The organism is Winogradskyella eximia (genome assembly GCF_003386165.1).
GTDB classification, from domain to species: Bacteria; Bacteroidota; Bacteroidia; order Flavobacteriales; family Flavobacteriaceae; genus Winogradskyella; species Winogradskyella eximia.
This window is the reverse complement of record NZ_QRDV01000006.1, coordinates 131,280-149,140: the sequence shown is the minus strand read 5'-3', so window position 1 is coordinate 149,140 and position 17,861 is coordinate 131,280. Positions and strand designations below refer to the sequence as shown.

At 32.6% G+C, this 17,861-nt stretch carries 13 protein-coding genes; 5 read left to right on the top strand and 8 right to left on the bottom strand.

Annotated elements, in window-relative coordinates:
- Window positions 1-44 precede the first annotated feature (44 nt).
- From DFQ10_RS13185 to DFQ10_RS13165, 5 genes are all read right to left on the bottom strand, one after another.
- Complete coding sequence (locus DFQ10_RS13185; RefSeq protein ID WP_115817903.1) at window positions 45-1,757, bottom strand: NupC/NupG family nucleoside CNT transporter; 1,713 nt, start codon at window positions 1,755-1,757, stop codon at window positions 45-47.
- A 15-nt stretch (window positions 1,758-1,772) separates the two neighbouring features.
- Window positions 1,773-2,387, bottom strand: a complete 615-nt coding sequence (locus tag DFQ10_RS13180; protein ID WP_115817902.1) for a bifunctional nuclease family protein — start codon at window positions 2,385-2,387, stop codon at window positions 1,773-1,775.
- A 188-nt stretch (window positions 2,388-2,575) separates the two neighbouring features.
- On the bottom strand, window positions 2,576-3,538 hold the full coding sequence (locus tag DFQ10_RS13175; RefSeq protein WP_115817901.1) for an electron transfer flavoprotein subunit alpha/FixB family protein: 963 nt from the start codon (window positions 3,536-3,538) through the stop codon (window positions 2,576-2,578).
- A gap of 110 nt (window positions 3,539-3,648) precedes the next feature.
- The gene (locus DFQ10_RS13170) at window positions 3,649-4,395 is read right to left on the bottom strand and encodes an electron transfer flavoprotein subunit beta/FixA family protein (protein WP_115817900.1); all 747 of its coding nucleotides are present in this window, start codon (window positions 4,393-4,395) and stop codon (window positions 3,649-3,651) included.
- Window positions 4,396-4,516: 121 nt separating this feature from the next.
- Complete coding sequence (locus DFQ10_RS13165) at window positions 4,517-5,647, bottom strand: T9SS type A sorting domain-containing protein (protein WP_115817899.1); 1,131 nt, start codon at window positions 5,645-5,647, stop codon at window positions 4,517-4,519.
- Window positions 5,648-5,766: 119 nt separating this feature from the next.
- Here DFQ10_RS13165 and DFQ10_RS13160 point away from each other — a divergent pair, with 119 nt between their 5' ends.
- A complete protein-coding gene (locus tag DFQ10_RS13160; RefSeq protein ID WP_115817898.1) occupies window positions 5,767-6,744 on the top strand; it encodes a pyruvate dehydrogenase complex E1 component subunit beta in 978 nt (325 codons plus the stop codon).
- Window positions 6,745-6,830: 86 nt separating this feature from the next.
- Window positions 6,831-9,344, top strand: a complete 2,514-nt coding sequence (locus DFQ10_RS13155; RefSeq protein ID WP_115817897.1) for a DUF5686 and carboxypeptidase-like regulatory domain-containing protein — start codon at window positions 6,831-6,833, stop codon at window positions 9,342-9,344.
- 51 nt (window positions 9,345-9,395) lie between these two features.
- Here DFQ10_RS13155 and cysM read toward each other — a convergent pair whose 3' ends face one another.
- Together cysM and epsC are read right to left on the bottom strand one after the other, a co-directional pair.
- Window positions 9,396-10,274, bottom strand: a complete 879-nt coding sequence (gene cysM / locus DFQ10_RS13150; protein WP_115818006.1) for a cysteine synthase CysM — start codon at window positions 10,272-10,274, stop codon at window positions 9,396-9,398.
- 1 nt (window position 10,275) lies between these two features.
- Window positions 10,276-11,064: a serine O-acetyltransferase EpsC gene (epsC, locus tag DFQ10_RS13145; protein WP_115817896.1), complete on the bottom strand. Its 789-nt coding sequence runs from the start codon at window positions 11,062-11,064 to the stop codon at window positions 10,276-10,278.
- A gap of 368 nt (window positions 11,065-11,432) precedes the next feature.
- Between epsC and DFQ10_RS13140 the strand changes: the two genes are divergently transcribed.
- From DFQ10_RS13140 to DFQ10_RS13130, 3 genes are all read left to right on the top strand, one after another.
- The gene (locus tag DFQ10_RS13140) at window positions 11,433-11,960 is read left to right on the top strand and encodes an inorganic diphosphatase (RefSeq protein WP_115817895.1); all 528 of its coding nucleotides are present in this window, start codon (window positions 11,433-11,435) and stop codon (window positions 11,958-11,960) included.
- A 145-nt stretch (window positions 11,961-12,105) separates the two neighbouring features.
- Window positions 12,106-14,526 carry a sodium-translocating pyrophosphatase gene (locus tag DFQ10_RS13135; RefSeq protein WP_115817894.1) on the top strand — a complete coding sequence of 807 codons (2,421 nt, stop codon included), beginning with the start codon at window positions 12,106-12,108 and terminating at the stop codon, window positions 14,524-14,526.
- A 192-nt stretch (window positions 14,527-14,718) separates the two neighbouring features.
- The gene (locus DFQ10_RS13130; RefSeq protein ID WP_147299219.1) at window positions 14,719-15,012 is read left to right on the top strand and encodes a hypothetical protein; all 294 of its coding nucleotides are present in this window, start codon (window positions 14,719-14,721) and stop codon (window positions 15,010-15,012) included.
- 76 nt (window positions 15,013-15,088) lie between these two features.
- Here the strand turns inward: DFQ10_RS13130 and DFQ10_RS13125 are convergent, their stop codons facing one another.
- Window positions 15,089-17,851, bottom strand: a complete 2,763-nt coding sequence (locus tag DFQ10_RS13125) for a TonB-dependent receptor (protein ID WP_115817892.1) — start codon at window positions 17,849-17,851, stop codon at window positions 15,089-15,091.
- Between the last annotated feature and the right edge of the window lie 10 nt (window positions 17,852-17,861).

Sequence of the window (17,861 nt, the reverse complement as noted above, 5' to 3'; positions counted from 1 at the left end):
TTAGACTTGAAGCTTTGTATAATATTAAAAGTTATTAACTAACTCTAACCAATTATCATTCCTGCAATGGTTGCAGAAACTAATGAAGCAAGTGTTCCACCAATTAAAGCTTTCATACCAAACTTAGATAACTGTGTACGTTGTCCTGGTGCTAAAGATCCTATTCCACCAATTTGAATACCTATAGACGCGAAATTTGCAAACCCACAAAGCATATAAGTAGCCATAATAATAGACTTCTCATAAGTAAGGTGTGTTGCGTTTGCTGCATTTTTTAAGTCGGCTAACTGAATATAACCTATAAACTCACTTGCTGCTAATTTAATTCCTAATAACTGACCCATTAACGCCATATCTTCAGATGCCACACCAATTAACCACATTAAAGGTGCAAAAACATATCCTAAAATAAATTCTAAGGATAAACTTTTATATGGAGTATTATTAGCAATAACTTCATTAAGTGATGTAAAATGCCAATCGATATTTAAAGCTTCAATACTAAAACCATTAAAGCCTGCAACACCTCCTAAAATACCATTTATCATAGCTATGAAAGCGACAAACACCAATAGCATTGCACCAACATTAACTGCTAGTTTTAAACCTTCAGTAGTTCCATTTGCTATAGATTCTAAGATATTAGAACCAATTTTGTCTTGTGAAACTGCAACCTCTGTATTAATATCTTCAGTTTGTGGAAATAGTATTTTTGAAATCACAATAGCTCCGGGTGCAGCCATTACGGAAGCTGCTAGTAAATGTTTAGCATAAAACAATTGTAATGCCTCATCTTCACCTCCTAAGAAACCAATGTAAGCTGCTAAAACAGCTCCTGCAACAGTTGCCATTCCACCAATCATAACTAGTAGAATTTCAGACTTATTCATTTTTTCTAAATAAGCCTTAATAAGTAAAGGTGCTTCTGTCTGACCTAAGAAAATATTACCTGCAACACTTAAGCTTTCAGCTCCTGAAATACCTAGTACTTTAGATAGTAACCAACCCATGCCTTTTACAACTTTCTGAATCAATCCAAGATAAAATAATACAGATGTTAATGCAGAGAAAAAGATAATTGTTGGTAATACTTGAAACGCAAATATGAAACCAAAAGAAGTAACATCTAACATGCCTCCAAATAAGAATTCGCTACCAGCTTGTGTAAAACCAAGTATCGCGATAAAACCTTGCCCTATAAACTCGAAAGCCGATTTTACAAAATCTACTTTTAAAACTCCTACTGCTATAATGAGTTGAAATAATAATCCTATTCCAACGGTTTTCCAATTAATGGCTTTTCTGTTACTACTAAATAAAAAAGCAATAAAGATTAAAGTCACCATACCTAAAACACCTCTCCATAAACTAGTTATAGAAAAGCCTTGATTAGGTATAATTTGGGCTATAGTTGTTTCGGCTGGTGCAACGGATTCTTCTTTTTTAGCGATCAAATTAAAACGCATCTCATTTCCTGAGAATACTAAAGTAGAATCAGTAAGTTCCGTTATTTTATATCTCTTAATTGAGTTTAAAGAATCGTTATGGTAAAGTACCAACAAGTTATTTTGGTACATATAATCTCCTTCAAGATTATTTTTAGAATTTGATAAAAAGTTGAATTCTCCCTCTTTAAATTCTAAAGTATTAAAAACACTTTCAGGAGTTGTCGATTCCCACGTTTTTTCAAGTTCTTGTGCTGTAATTGATGAAAGTCCAATAAAGATAGCAAGAAAAGCCTTGAAAAACTGATTCATAAAATGTGGTGTTAGTTAGCGTTTAGAAATTTCGTCTCTTAATTTTGCAGCTGTTTCATAATCTTCATTATTAACGGCTTCATCTAAGAGCTTATTAAGTTCTTCGAGAGATGTGTTTTTATAACCTTCTTGTTCACTTGTTGCAGCTTCTATTTCTTCTACAATAAGGTCGTCTACAAGAATACTATCTTCCTCTTCATCATCCTTTTTTGGGTTGACTTTAAGATAAATTCCGGCTTTGTCTAAAATGTTTTTGTAAGTAAAAATTGGAGCTTGAAAACGTAAAGCCAAAGCAATAGCATCGCTTGTTCTAGCATCAATGATTTCTTCTATCTTATCGCGTTCGCAAATTAAACTAGAATAAAAGACTCCATCTACCAACTTATGAATAATGACTTGCTTAACAACAATATCGAAACGATCTGCGAAGTTTTTAAATAAATCGTGAGTTAGAGGACGAGGAGGACGAATTTCCTTTTCTAAAGCAATAGCAATTGATTGTGCTTCAAACGCACCAATGACTATTGGCAGTTTTCTGTCTCCATCAACCTCATTAAGTATTAAAGCGTAGGCACCATTCTGGGTTTGACTATAAGAAATGCCTTTGATATTTAAACGAACTAAACTCATAATTTATAAAACACAAAGAACTGTTTAAATTTGGACTTTACCAACTGCAATTTACAGATTTGGCTAATTTCCCTTATACTTTCGATAAAACGCAAGCAAACCAGAAAATTTCAAAATTTAAACAGTCCTTATTAATACCTTATCTATTTTATTACTGATTTGGTATTGAGGATTACAAGGTAATAAAATTATGCGTTTGCAGCTTTAAAAGCTTTTAATTTTTCTATTAATTTAGGCACAACTTCAAATGCATCACCTACAACTCCGTAATCAGCAGCCTTAAAGAAAGGTGCTTCAGGATCTGTGTTAATAACCACTTTTACCTTAGAAGAATTAATACCTGCTAAATGCTGAATGGCTCCAGAGATTCCAATTGCAATGTACAAGTTTGACGCCACAGGTTTTCCTGTTTGCCCAACGTGTTCACTATGTGGTCTCCAACCTAAATCAGACACTGGTTTAGAACATGCCGTAGCTGCTCCTAAAACCTCTGCTAATTCTTCAACCATTCCCCAATTCTCTGGTCCTTTAAGACCTCTTCCTCCAGAAACAACAATTTCTGCATCTGCAATACTTACTTTATCAGTTGCTTTATCAACGGACTCTACGCTCACTCCAGAATCTAGTATAGAAGGTGAGAATTCTTCAACAGAAGCACTACCTCCAGATTCTACCAATCCGAATGAATTATTAGATAAACCTACCACTTTTACATCTGTAGTGATTTCTGTATTTGTGAATGCTTTATTAGTGAAAGTTGTACGTTTTACTGTAAATGGAGATACACTAGATGGTGCTTCAACTACATTAGATACATAACCTGCATCTAAACCTACAGCTAACAATGGTGCTAAATATTTACTATCTGCACTAGAGCTTACTACAACTACTTTTGCATCTTCGCTTTTTGCAGCATTTGCAATAATAGCTGCATATTTCTTGGCGTTAAATGCTTTTAAACTTTCATCTTTTACTAAAAGTACTTTAGTTGCACCATAGTTTCCAAGTGTATCTGCATTATCTGCATTAACAGCAACTGCAGTAACTGAAGTTCCCATTTGGTCTGCAATAGCTTTAGCATAAGATACAACTTCTAAAGCTGTTTTTTTTAATTTTCCGTTTTCGGATTCTGTATATACTAGAATTGACATAATCTTAAGTTTTGTCATTCCTGCCTGAGCAGAAATCTATTTTGTTATAATTTATTTATGGATTAGCTAGCGCTAAATATTCGATGTCTTACTGACGTAAAAATGACAGATTAAATCACTTTAGCTTCGTTATGAAGTAAGTTCACTAATTCGTCTATATTATCTGCATCAACCAATTTAACTGCACCTTTTGGAGCTGGTTTTTCAAAACTTACCGCTTTTGTTTCTGCGCTTACATCAACTGGCTCAACAACATTTAAAGGTTTTTTACGTGCCATCATAATTCCTCTCATGTTTGGTATACGCAAATCGCTTTCCTCTACTAACCCTTTTTGTCCTCCAATGACTAAAGGCAAAGATGTGCTTACTGTTTCTTTACCACCATCGATTTCTCTAACGGCTTTTGCATTAGTTCCATCCACTTCTAAACTAATACAATTGGTAACAAAGTTAGCATCAATTAAACTTGCCAACATACCTGGAACCATTGATCCATTATAATCAATAGACTCTCTACCAGCAATCACTAAATCGTATCCACCATCTTTAACCACTTTCGCTAATTGCTTTGCAACTGCAAAACCATCTGTAGCTTCTGTGTTAACTCTAATGGCTGAATCTGCACCAATAGCTAAAGCTTTTCTTAAGGTTGGCTCAGTTTCTGGTCCTCCAACATTAATAACATCTACACTTGCTCCTTGTTTTTCTTTAAACCACATGGCACGCGTTAGACCAAATTCGTCATTAGGATTGATTACAAACTGAACACCATTAGTGTCAAATTTTGTATCTCCATCTGTAAAATTAATCTTTGAGGTTGTATCAGGTACATGACTAATACATACTAATATTTTCATATAAAAATGATTTATTTTAAACGTCTTTTTTTATTGATGACGAAGATAAATATAAATTTCGAAATTTTACTATGCACGCATAACAAAATTTCCAAAATGACAGTTTTAATCGATTAAACTATCAATTTTTCAAAAATTTAAAGATTTTTTGCTGATTATTTAAGTTTGAAATACGAATGAAGTATAAACCAACAGATAAATCTGAAATATTAAGACTATTTTCTTCGAAGTTTTTTACTTGGGTTATATGTTGTCCTGAAGTATTATAGATGTCAACACTTACCGATTGATTATTCAAGTTTGAAATTTGCAAATATGGATTCCCTTCAATTTCAAACGGCTTCATAACTTGAAGAGTTTCGTCTACAACAGATAAATTAGCTCTCGAAAACTCTACTACATGTTCTCCGAAAACCATATTAGGTCTGTTAAAACGAAATGATTGATTTTCGGAATCTATAGTAACTGAAATATTTCCTATACCATAGTCATTAGGTGAACAAGCTATATTCAAAATCGCAAATACGGCTGCTTCAATTTCATGACAAGGTTGAGAAAACTCAGTTTCAGTAGCTGTTACAGATGTGGACTCCCACAATTGTAAATTATAATCCGTCTGATTATATTCATTAGGGTTCCCTCCACTTAAACCAATTGAGAATGTATTACTACAAGGAGTTAAGTTTTCAGTTTCCATAAGTAACAATTGAGTTACAGCATTATAATTAAACTTAACCCTAAAGACAAAATCATCTGGCACATCAATAAGCGAACAATTACCATAACACCCATCTGCATCTGACGTCACTCTATATTTAGTAAGTTCAAAAGTATTATCATCTAGCGCCAAAATTAAATCAGGATTTACATTTGAATTAAATGGCAAACTAATACCGCTGATATTAGCTCCAGAATACTCTAAAATAGTAGTTGGCACATTGGTAACAATATCTTCAATCAAAGATCTAGTATCATAAGTTACATTGTAGTATTTCTCTAAAGCTTCTGATGAATTTGGAAACGATTGATAGAAATCATAAACGGTATAGTTAGCAAAAATCGCTGACACATATGCATCCGGAAACACTAAAGTAACTGTACCATCAGCATTGGACGTAATTGCAGGAATATTTTCAGAACTCTCAATTCTAAACGTATCTGTTTGCAAACCACAAAGCACTGCTTGCTGTGCAATTAAAACATTAGATATTAACACAAATAAACCGATTATAATGTGATTTTTTGCTTGCATAGACACTAAATATTTTACAAAGTTCTTCAAGTTACAAATAATTTATTTTTTCACTTAAGATTTAATGTCATTATATAGTCAATAATTATTATTTTTGTTTTTCGTTTAAAAATAAGACAATGAAGACAATTCAATTTAGAGAAGCTATTTGTGAAGCCATGAGCGAAGAAATGCGCAGAGATGAAAGTATTTATCTTATGGGTGAAGAAGTAGCAGAATATAATGGTGCCTACAAAGCATCTAAAGGCATGTTAGATGAATTTGGTGCTAAACGTGTTATAGACACACCTATTGCAGAGCTTGGTTTTGCTGGTATTGCAATTGGATCTACAATGACGGGCAATCGTCCAATTGTAGAATACATGACGTTTAACTTCTCTCTAGTTGGTATTGACCAGATTATAAATAATGCTGCAAAAATCAGACAAATGTCTGGTGGACAGTTTAAATGTCCTATTGTATTTAGAGGCCCAACAGCTTCTGCTGGTCAGTTAGGAGCAACACATTCGCAAGCTTTTGAAAATTGGTTTGCTAATACTCCAGGATTAAAGGTAATTGTACCTTCAAATCCTTACGATGCAAAAGGTTTATTAAAAGCTGCCATAAGAGATGACGATCCGGTTATTTTTATGGAAAGCGAACAAATGTATGGTGATAAAGGAGAAGTACCAGAAGGAGAATACACTGTACCAATTGGAGTTGCTGAAATTAAGCGTGAAGGCACCGATGTTACTATTGTATCATTTGGTAAAATTATAAAAGAAGCATACAAAGCAGCAGATGAATTAGCAAAAGAAGGCATCTCTTGTGAAATTATAGATTTACGTACGGTTCGTCCAATGGATAGAGACGCTATTTTAAAATCTGTAAAGAAAACTAACCGATTAGTTGTTTTAGAAGAAGCATGGCCTTTTGGAAATGTTTCAACTGAAATCACTTATTTAGTACAATCTGAAGCTTTTGATTATTTAGACGCTCCTATTGTAAAAATAAATACTGCAGATACACCTGCACCATATTCACCTGTTTTATTAGCAGAATGGTTACCTAATAGTGACGATGTTGTTAAAGCTGTGAAAAAAGTAATGTATAAATAAATAGCAGTTTACTGCGTTTAGAAAACTTCATTAATAACCTTCTAAATAAAGTTTAGCATGGTTGTTGATGAAGTTTGTTTTTTAATATGAAATTAAAACTATTTACATTTTTATTAGTTCTAGGGTTTTTATCTACATGGGCACAAACTAAAGTTAGTGGTTATGTTTTTGATGAAAATAATACACCTATTCCTTTCGCCAATGTCTTATTTAAAGGCTCTACCATTGGAACAATTACTAATGAAGACGGAAAATTCTATTTAGAATCTGATGACGTTTGGAACACATTAATTGTGTCCTTTGTTGGTTTTGAAATGTTAGAGATACCACTAACCAAACGTGTTAACTACGATTTAAAATTTATATTGAAAGAAGAGACATCTACTTTAGATGAAGTACTTATTGTTACCGGAAAACAATCTAAAAAAGCATCCGAAAATCCCGCTATTAGAATTCTTAAAAAGATTTGGGAACGTAAACGGCAAAATGGCTTAAGCCAATTTAAGCAATACGAATACGACCAATACGAGAAAGTAGAATTTGACCTCAACACCATTGATAGTGCTCTAATAAAGAGTAAACTTTTTAAAGGTATGGAATTTGTTTTTGAAGAAGTAGACACATCCAATGTCACTGGAAAAACATACTTGCCTATTTTTTTAAATGAATCCGTTAAAAAAATATCTGGTGATAATTTAATTAATAAAGAACGAGAAGATTTATTAGGTAATAAGAACTCTGGGTTTAGTAATAATCAAATCATTATCGATTTTATAGACGATTTATATTCTGAATATAATGTTTACAATAATTACTTAAAGTTTTTCGATAAAAGTTTTGTTAGCCCATTAAGTAGAACGGGAATACAAACCTACAATTATGTTTTATCGGACAGTGCATTTATTGACAACAAATGGTGTTACAACATCATATATTATCCTAGACGAAAAAATGAATTAACCTTTAAAGGCGATTTTTGGGTTAATGATTCCACTTTTGCTATTAAGGAAATTAATCTTCAAGCTTCAAAGAGTGCTAATATAAACTGGGTTAAAGAGATTTATATAGAACAAGAGTTTGAAGTACTTAACGATTCTCTTTTTCTTATTAAACGCGATTATTTTTTATCAGACTTCGCTTTCAACAAAAAAGAAGTCTCAAGAGGTGTTTATGGAAAGCGGACAACAATTTATGACAACTATAAATTTGACCAACCTAAAGATTCTAAGTTCTATGATAAAGTGGTATATAATTATGATGCCGATGTCTATAATAGAGAAGATGATTTTTGGGAAACCAACAGACTTGAAGCCTTAAACAAAGATGAAAAAGGCGTATATAAAATGTTAGATACGCTTAAAACGGTTAAAAAATTTAAGCGTTTGTATAATGTAGGAAGCATTCTTGCATCAGGATATATTGAAATTCCGAGTATCAATTTCGATTATGGACCTATATTTTCAACCTTTGGATATAATGAAGTTGAAGGCGTAAGACTACGAACTGGAGGTAGAACTTACTTTGGCCCAAATGATTTATGGAGATTAGAAGGTTTTTTAGCTTACGGCTTTAAAGATGATAAATTCAAATACGGCATTTCTGGTAAATGGCTATTAAATAAACGAACACGACTCACTCTTTTTGGTGGTAATAGACGTGATGTAGAACAAATTGGAGCAAGTTTAACTAGCTCTACCGATGTATTAGGCCGTAGTTTGGCATCTTCTGCTGTTATTGGCACAAGTACAAATGATAAGTTAACCAATATTAATTTAACTAATCTAGGAGCCTCTATTGAGCCTTTTAGAAATTTAGAGATTCGAATAGATGGTAGCTTTCGCACGTTAAGTTCTGCGTCACCAACTTTTAGTTTAGATTATTTAGATCCTGAATCATCAACCGGTATTTCTTCAGAAATTAAACAATTTGAATCTAGATTATCACTCGCCTACTTCCCTAAACGTCAAATGACAGGATTTGGAGTAGAACGAAAAAATAAAAATGACAATTTTGCAACATTATTTGCACAAATAAGTCGTGGAGATCGCGATTGGTTTAGTAGTGATTTTGATTATACCAAACTGCAATTTTCTTATATACAACCATGGCAAGTTGGTGGTTTTGGAAGATTAGTTACATCCGTAGAATTAGGTAAAACTTTTGGTGAAGTACCTCTTGGTTTACTAAGTATTGTTCCTGGTAATCAAAGTTATTTCTCAATTTACAATACGTTTCCACAGTTAGATTTTTACGAGTTTGTAACAGATACTTATAGCTCTGTGCATATTGAACACAATTTTAATGGTCGTGTTTTCTCTAGGATTCCTTTCTTAAAAAAATACAATCTTAGAGCCATTTTAGGCTTAAGAGGTGTTTGGGGAGAATTATCTGAAGAAAACAAAGTACTAAGTGAAACGGGAATGAACCCAGTTGAATTCCCATTAGTAGCTCCAGATACTCGTATGTACTACGAATATAGTGTTGGTGTTGCTAATATTTTTAAAGTCTTACGTCTAGACTTTAACTTTAGAGGAAACTATTTAGACCGTCCAAACGCTAGACCTTTTGGAGTTACTGGTAGTTTTGGATTTTATTTTTAGCCAAAAGCGCTTTACTTAATTATAAAATCATTTCATTTACTTATCCGAATATTATTCAAACAAGTCAGAAGACAAGTAGCGATCACCACGGTCGCAAATAATGCAAACCACAATTCCGCTTTCTAATTCTTTTACTAATTTTAAAGCAGCAGCTGCAGCTCCTCCGCTACTCATACCTGCTAAAATACCTTCTTCTTTAGCTAATCTGCGTGTCATTTCCATAGCTTCTTCTTTACTGACTTCAATAGTTTGATCAACTTTAGAAGCATCAAATATTTTAGGTAAATATTCTAATGGCCATTTTCTAATGCCTGGTATTTTTGATCCATCTGTGGGTTGTACTCCAACAATTTTTATAGCCGAGCTTTGTTCTTTCAAAAATGTAGAGGTTCCCATTATGGTTCCTGTAGTTCCCATTGAAGATACAAAATGCGTAATAGTACCTTCGGTATCTCTCCAAATTTCTGGACCTGTAGTTTTGTAATGAGCTTTCCAATTATCGTCATTTGCAAATTGATTAAATGAAAAATAACCTTCATTTTCAACCTTGTTTATGGCATAGTCTCTCGCTCCTTCTATACCATCAGGATGCAATGTAACTGTTGCACCATAAGCACGCATAGTTTGTACACGTTCCTTGGTTGCTGTATCAGGCATTACAAGTTCTATATTCAATTTATATATACTTGCTATCATTGCTAATGCAATTCCTGTGTTACCACTTGTTGCCTCAATTAATTTCGATGATTGATCAATTTTTTTAGAATCTAGAGCACTTTTAATCATATTATAAGCCGCTCTATCTTTAACACTTCCACCAGGATTATTTCCTTCAAGTTTAAAATACAAACTCACTTTAGGATTCGTATTCAATGCTATTGATTTCACAATAGGTGTATTTCCAATTTGATCTATTAAAGTCTCATTCATATTACTTTTTATTTTTCGAAAAAATTTCAACTTGATGATTATGCGTTACAATAGAGTTTGCTGGAACAGATTCCGTTAACCATGTATTACCACCAATCACACTATTTTCTCCAATAATGGTATTACCTCCTAAAATAGTTGCATTAGCATAAATAGTAACATTTTGCTCAATTGTAGGATGGCGCTTTGTATTTTGATGTTGTTTTTTAACCGTTAATGCACCTAAAGTTACACCTTGGTACACTTTAACACGATCATGTATTTCTGTTGTTTCACCAATAACAACACCTGTGCCATGATCTATAAAAAATGAAGCACCAATTGTAGCACCAGGATGAATATCTATACCTGTAATTCGATGTGCATATTCTGTCATTAATCTAGGTATAAGCGGCAAGTTCAATTTAAAAAAAACTCTCGCCATCCTATATATAGAAATTGCAAAGAAACCAGGATACGCTAAATAGATTTCTTCAATAGATTGTGCTGCTGGATCATTATTATAAATGGCTTCAGCATCTTTTTTTAAACTAGCATATAAATCTGGAATATTAGATTTAAAATCATCCCAACGTTTACATGGCATATTTTTAATTTGCGGACAGGCCATGTTGCGTATCGTTACAAATAGCGTTTCAAGTTCTTGTAAAGCTTGTTCAGCATCTGTGTCACAATCGTAAAAAGCTTTATATAGCAATTTTGTGAAACGTTGTGATTCTTCCTTTAAAGTCATTGAAACTTTAATTGTTTGTTTATGTTGATTTATGACTTTGATTAAGTTCGAATTCATACTTAAATAACGATTTTAAATGTCGTGTAATTCTAATGCACATTACAGATTAAACGAAATTAGTGAAACAATTTGAAGAAGGAAAGTTCACCATTGTTTATTAGAGGTTTCATGTTATAAAAACTCTAATTTTATATTCATAAGTTGATTTAACTTATTCACTTTATAAACTATTTCTGTAAAAATGAATCTCTAAATCAATATCATGATTATTTTTAAAAAAAATCAGTAAGCCACTATATGCTTAAACTCAAACATAATTAATTGCTTAACTCGCACAATATATTATCTTTGCTATGCTTAAATATTTAACAGAGAATATAATAACGGTTCTAAGTAAAATAGAACACCCAAATACAATTTAAAACATGTCAGAATCAGAAGAATTAACTTTCGACGTATTAATTGAAATACCTAAAGGAAGTCGTAATAAATATGAATACGATTTCACATTACACAAAATAAGATTTGACCGTATGCTTTTTTCATCTATGATGTATCCAGGTGATTATGGTTTTATTCCAGAAACTTTAGCTTTAGATAGTGATCCTTTAGATGTTTTAGTTTTAGGACATCAGCCTACATATCCAATGGTTGTTATGGAAGTAAGACCAATTGGTGTTTTCCATATGACAGATGAAAAAGGACCAGATGAAAAAATTATCTGTGTACCAGTTTCAGACCCTATTTGGAGTAACAACAAAGATATCAGCGACTTAAATCCGCATAGATTAAAGGAAATCGAACATTTTTTCAGAGTATATAAAGATTTAGAGAAAAAGAAAGTTGATGTTGGTGGATGGGGAGATGCTGAAGAAGCTATTAAAATCTACCATGAATGTGTACAACGTTATGATGAAAGTGAGCACAAAAAGAAACGTACATTTACGATTTAATATCCACATTTAGGAATCCAAAGTTTTTTAACTTAAAACTAATAAAAAAGCAATATCAATTAATTGATATTGCTTTTTTCGTAAAAATATGATTCATTTTACTACTTTTGCCCAGCTAAAAACTAATCAAATTAAATAATATAATATGGAGTCAATGATGATTTATATGCCAATAGCTTTGGCACTTTTAGGATTAATTTACATGCTTATTAAGCAATCTTGGGTAATGAAACAAGATGCTGGAGATGGTAAAATGAAAGAAATTTCAGATCACATATACGAAGGAGCATTAGCATTCTTAAATGCTGAATATAAATTACTTGCCATCTTTGTAGTAATTGTTGCTGCGTTATTAACTGTAGTTTCATTTATTGTACCTACAACGCACTGGTTAATTGTAATCGCTTTTATTTTTGGAGCTGTATTTTCTGCATTCGCTGGAAACATAGGAATGAAAATCGCAACTAAAACAAATGTTAGAACAACACAAGCTGCAAGAACAAGTTTACCAAATGCACTTAAAATCTCTTTTGGAGGTGGAACAGTAATGGGTCTTGGTGTAGCTGGTTTAGCTGTTTTAGGTTTAACTGTATTCTTCATTGTTTTTTTCCATGTTTTTATGGATGGTGCTTGGACCAATACAATGGACATGACGATTGTTTTAGAAACATTGGCTGGATTCTCACTTGGTGCTGAATCAATCGCGCTATTCGCTAGAGTTGGTGGTGGTATTTACACTAAAGCTGCTGATGTAGGTGCTGATTTAGTTGGTAAAGTTGAAGCTGGAATTCCAGAAGATGATCCTCGTAATCCTGCTACTATTGCAGATAACGTAGGTGATAATGTTGGTGATGTTGCTGGTATGGGAGCCGATTTATTTGGGTCTTATGTTGCGACAGTATTAGCTGCTATGGTTTTAGGTAACTATGTGATTAAAGATATGGGAGGCTCTATTTCTGATGCTTTTGGAGGTATTGGACCAATCCTTCTACCAATGGCAATTGCTGGTGTAGGAATTATTATTTCTATTATCGGTACAATGTTAGTAAAAATTAAGAGTAACGATGCCAAAGAAGCTCAGGTTATGGGAGCTTTAAATATTGGTAACTGGACTTCAATTATATTAGTTGCTGCTGCATGTTTTGGATTAGTAACTTGGATGTTACCAGAAACCATGCAAATGAATTTCTTTGGAGAAGGTTTACAAGAAATCTCTTCTATGCGTGTATTTTATGCAACTTTAGTTGGTTTATTTGTAGGAGCTGTTATTTCTTCAGTAACGGAATACTATACAGGTTTAGGTAAAAAACCAATTTTAAATATTGTACAACAATCAAGTACTGGAGCAGGTACCAACATTATCGCTGGTTTAGCTACTGGTATGATTTCTACATTCCCTTCTGTTTTATTATTTGCTGGAGCTATTTGGGCATCTTATGCTTTTGCAGGATTTTATGGAGTTGCATTAGCTGCATCTGCAATGATGGCTACAACAGCTATGCAATTAGCAATTGATGCTTTTGGACCAATATCTGACAACGCAGGTGGTATTGCCGAAATGAGTGAACAAGAACCTATCGTTAGAGAGCGTACAGATATATTAGATTCAGTTGGTAATACAACGGCTGCAACAGGAAAAGGTTTCGCAATCGCTTCTGCTGCATTAACATCTTTAGCCTTATTTGCTGCCTATGTAACGTTTACAGGAATTGACGGAATTAATATATTTAAAGCACCTGTTTTAGCCATGTTATTTGTAGGTGGTATGGTACCAGTAGTATTTTCTGCTTTAGCAATGAATGCTGTGGGTAAAGCTGCTATGGAAATGGTAGAAGAAGTGCGTCGTCAGTTTAGAGAAATTCCAGGCATTATGGAAGGAACAGGCCAACCAGAATACGATAAGTGTGTGGCTATTTCTACAGAAGCTTCTTTAAAAGAAATGATGTTACCAGGATTATTAACTATTGGTTTCCCATTAGCAATCGCCTTTATTCCTATGATTTTTGGAATGGATCCTTTAGCTATTGCAGAAATGTTAGGTGGTTATATGGCTGGTGTTACCGTGTCTGGTGTACTTTGGGCCATCTTCCAAAACAATGCAGGTGGCGCTTGGGATAATGCTAAAAAATCTTTTGAAGCTGGTGTAGAGATTAACGGAGAAATGACTTTTAAAGGTTCTGAAGCTCATAAGGCTGCTGTAACTGGTGATACTGTTGGTGATCCATTTAAAGATACATCTGGACCTTCAATGAACATCTTAATTAAATTAACATGTTTAATCGGTTTAGTAATTGCTCCTATTTTAGGAGGTCATGCTGATGAAACTGGCTTAGCAAATATTGATGAAGACGTCTCTATTGAAATGACTGTTGATTCTGAAATTACAACAAAAGCAACAGTCGATTATTCTATTATAAAAGATGGCGAAAAAGTATCAAAAACTATAACTTTTGAAGGCACTAGAGCTCAAGTAGAAGGTTCGCTAAAAACTTTTGAAGCATCATTGACTAACGAAGCTGGTGAAATTGAAAAAGTGATTGAAAAAATAGATATTACTAAGGTCTAAAAACTCTAGTACTAGATTTACAAAAACCCTCATAAATAATTTTTATGAGGGTTTTTTCTTTGATAAATCCACTTATCCTTCAGGTAAGAATTTTGTAAACTCAGTTATTATATTCAAAAAATGTCTATATTTTATTAGATGAACAAACCTTAATTGAATCAGCACATTATGAAAAATATCTAAAATATTTTAATGCTTCTATTTTCTTTAATGACCATAACATCTTGTCAAAAAGACGATGGTAATTCTAGAGGCGAACAACAAGAAATTATTTCTGATGAATTTTCTGAATATAATGGAAATACTGATTTCAATCTTCAAGAATGTTTTGGTATGTCTAACACCAACAATAACGTAATTTATAACTCAACATCTCTTCGATCCGTTGGTGAGTATATAGATATTAACTTTAGTGGCACATATGAGGATTTTAATGGAAATTCACATTCTATAACTGGTATTGTACATGTTTTTGGAGATAATTAAAACCTTATTATTTAGATAAAAAAAAGCCTCATATTCTCTATTAGAATGTGAGGCTTTTTATAATTATAATGGTTGACTACAATGTATAAGTCAATCTAAATGTAACAAATCGAGGTAAAATAAAAGTCTCAGAACTATAAACTGAAATATTACTTGATCCATTATTAACATTAGAATCTATATTCAATAAGTTTGTTGCTCTTAATTGATATTCCCACTTTGCATCCTTATCTTTTCTGTAAGCTAAACTTGCATTCCAAGTTTGATAAGAATCCGTAGGTCCAACATTACTACTTTGACTTGTATAAGAATAATCTGTTTTAAAGGTTAATGCATCCCATATATAAGCATCAAATTCTACAGAAGGTGCATTGGTCACAAACTTAGTATCATTAGAGCCTTGATTGGTATTTGATACTCTATATTGATATTTTAAACTAACGTTTGGTGCTTCCCTAAAATTAGTACGTAGCTCTGGAGTATAACTTTGAGAAAAAGTTTCATTTACGGATCGTGTATCTTGAACAAATTGATTGTTTTTACTGTAATTATAGTTAACACCAAGACTAGCTCTCAGCTTACCAAAAGTACGTTGTATACGTCCAAAAGCCGTTACACTTTCGTCTGCAAAATTAGAGTTAAAGTAAGAACTCGTTCTAATAACATTATCAAAATTAGTTAATGATCTAATCTGATCAATATTTTTGTTGTAATTAAGAATGGCAAAAACATTAGTGTAATTAAACAGATTGAAGCTAAAGTAACGTAAGCTCAAATTATGCGATAACGAATTTTGTAATTCTGGTTCTCCATATTGTATGCTATTATAATTATTTAAAACTAATCCTTCTGCTAAACTAGTAACATCCGTAAATGAATTTTGCATATTATATCTAAACGTTAAACTCTCACTCTTTTTAAATTGAATTTGAGTTTCAAAATCTGGTAATACTCTGAAAAAATTATCTTCATAAACCTCACCAAATTGGGTGTTTTTATTGCCATAAGCATGTACTGAAAACCCAGGTGTGATTGTAAACTTACCAGCTTTTAGTCTGTAATGAAAACCAACATAAATATCACTAAAATTATATTCTGTATCGTTTTCATTAAGCAATACCTCACCTTCACCATTAGTTAAATTGGCTGTAGGATCAAAAAACGAACCGTCATCTAAAAACTGAAAAATGTTAGAGTTAAATTTTTGAGTACTCAAAATAGTACCTAGTGTAAGGTTAATATTACTTTTAGAATTTAAAATATTGTAGTAATCTAATTTAGCATCAAGTTGATTTGATTTAATACGACGATCTTGATTTAAATTATAATTATTTTGGGTTAAATCTAAACCTAAACTACTGGCTGTGCTATCAAAAGTATCTTCATCTTTTAATCCTATTACATTGTAGAAAGGATCCTCATCTTTTATTAAATGTTGTGCTTCAAAAGCAAAGATATTGTTCTCATTTAGCGTATAGTAATAGTTTACATTTTGATTAATACTAAATGGCTTCGCTTTATCTAACTGATTGGTACTTCCAACTACAGAAGAGAATTGATTATTAGCTTCAGAATCATCCGAAATACGTCCTAAAACATCATAATTTAATTGATTATTCGCGTTTGGCTTATAACTCGCACTTAATTTTGCTAAACCTTGATTAGTAGCCTCTCTACCTGTTTGTTCTATAGTTTCGTCTTGAGGGACGCTTGCAGATTCATCGATAGTTGTTGTAGTTGGATCATCTTCAACCTCAATATAATCATAAGAACTTGCTGTTCTAGTTTGTAATCTATTGGCATTATAAATTACAAATCCACTAAGATCTAAAGCTTTATTAGGAGCATAACTAAAGTTAAGTGCACCTAATTTAGATTCAATTTTTTGAGCATCACCTAGGTTAGTTAATCCTCTTAATCCATTATCCCCTAGATTAAGACTTGTACCACTACTAGAACTTGGTCTTCTAAAACCACCTCCAAAATTTCTAATATCACGACCAGTCAATGCAACCTCACCAATATTATTTATATCTCCAATTACGTTAATGCTGTATTTAGGACTGTAATAAAATAATTTTGGTTGCACTAAATACAACTCGTCATTTGGTGATGGTGCAAAACCTCCACCAGCAGTAACGTCTCCAAACCAAAAGTTTTCCTTTCCTTCTTTTAATTTAATATTAATGGCGACATTATCTTGATTATTCTGAACACCACTTAACTGACCTACCTCGGCATAATTCCTTAACACTTGTATTTTATCTACTGCATTAGAAGGAATATTTTTAGTTGCTAATTTTGAATCTCCATCAAAGAAATCCTTGCCATTTACCATTAACTTATTTACAACCTTACCTTCTACTTCAATTTTTCCATCGGCATTTATTTCTACTCCAGGTAACTTTTTTAGTACATCTTCTAATTTTCGTTCTGTTCCACTTTTAAAAGAGTCTGCATTATAAATTAGTGTATCTCCTTTAACAGTTACTGGCATTTCATAAGTTAACTCAACAGCATCAAGCATATTATCCGCAAGCATACTGAAATCCTTGGTAATATCAACGTCTTTAGTCTCAACAGTTTCATCAACCGACTTTAATCCGATATAACTCACTTGGATACTATATTTCCCATTCTTTCCTAATGCAATAACATATTTTCCTTTAGCGTTAGTTATCGCATAAGATTCTAATGTATTGGTATCTTTATTAATAGCTATAATATTAGCCATTTCTAAAGGTGCACCGATACTATCCTTTACAATGCCTTGCATTTTAATTTGAGCAAAAGAACTCATTGCTGCTAAAGCAAATAGCAGTGTTAAAATTTTTTTCATATAAATACTT

Bases quoted from the DNA above. Each gene is read 5' to 3' on its own strand.
- DFQ10_RS13185 (WP_115817903.1), bottom strand. From the start codon at position 1,757: ATGAATCAGTTTTTCAAGGCTTTTCTTGCTATCTTTATTGGACTTTCA.
- DFQ10_RS13180 (WP_115817902.1), bottom strand. From the start codon at position 2,387: ATGAGTTTAGTTCGTTTAAATATCAAAGGCATTTCTTATAGTCAAACC.
- DFQ10_RS13175 (WP_115817901.1), bottom strand. From the start codon at position 3,538: ATGTCAATTCTAGTATATACAGAATCCGAAAACGGAAAATTAAAAAAA.
- DFQ10_RS13170 (WP_115817900.1), bottom strand. From the start codon at position 4,395: ATGAAAATATTAGTATGTATTAGTCATGTACCTGATACAACCTCAAAG.
- DFQ10_RS13165 (WP_115817899.1), bottom strand. From the start codon at position 5,647: ATGCAAGCAAAAAATCACATTATAATCGGTTTATTTGTGTTAATATCT.
- DFQ10_RS13160 (WP_115817898.1), top strand. From the start codon at position 5,767: ATGAAGACAATTCAATTTAGAGAAGCTATTTGTGAAGCCATGAGCGAA.
- DFQ10_RS13155 (WP_115817897.1), top strand. From the start codon at position 6,831: ATGAAATTAAAACTATTTACATTTTTATTAGTTCTAGGGTTTTTATCT.
- cysM (WP_115818006.1), bottom strand. From the start codon at position 10,274: ATGAATGAGACTTTAATAGATCAAATTGGAAATACACCTATTGTGAAA.
- epsC (WP_115817896.1), bottom strand. From the start codon at position 11,064: ATGAATTCGAACTTAATCAAAGTCATAAATCAACATAAACAAACAATT.
- DFQ10_RS13140 (WP_115817895.1), top strand. From the start codon at position 11,433: ATGTCAGAATCAGAAGAATTAACTTTCGACGTATTAATTGAAATACCT.
- DFQ10_RS13135 (WP_115817894.1), top strand. From the start codon at position 12,106: ATGGAGTCAATGATGATTTATATGCCAATAGCTTTGGCACTTTTAGGA.
- DFQ10_RS13130 (WP_147299219.1), top strand. From the start codon at position 14,719: ATGCTTCTATTTTCTTTAATGACCATAACATCTTGTCAAAAAGACGAT.
- DFQ10_RS13125 (WP_115817892.1), bottom strand. From the start codon at position 17,851: ATGAAAAAAATTTTAACACTGCTATTTGCTTTAGCAGCAATGAGTTCT.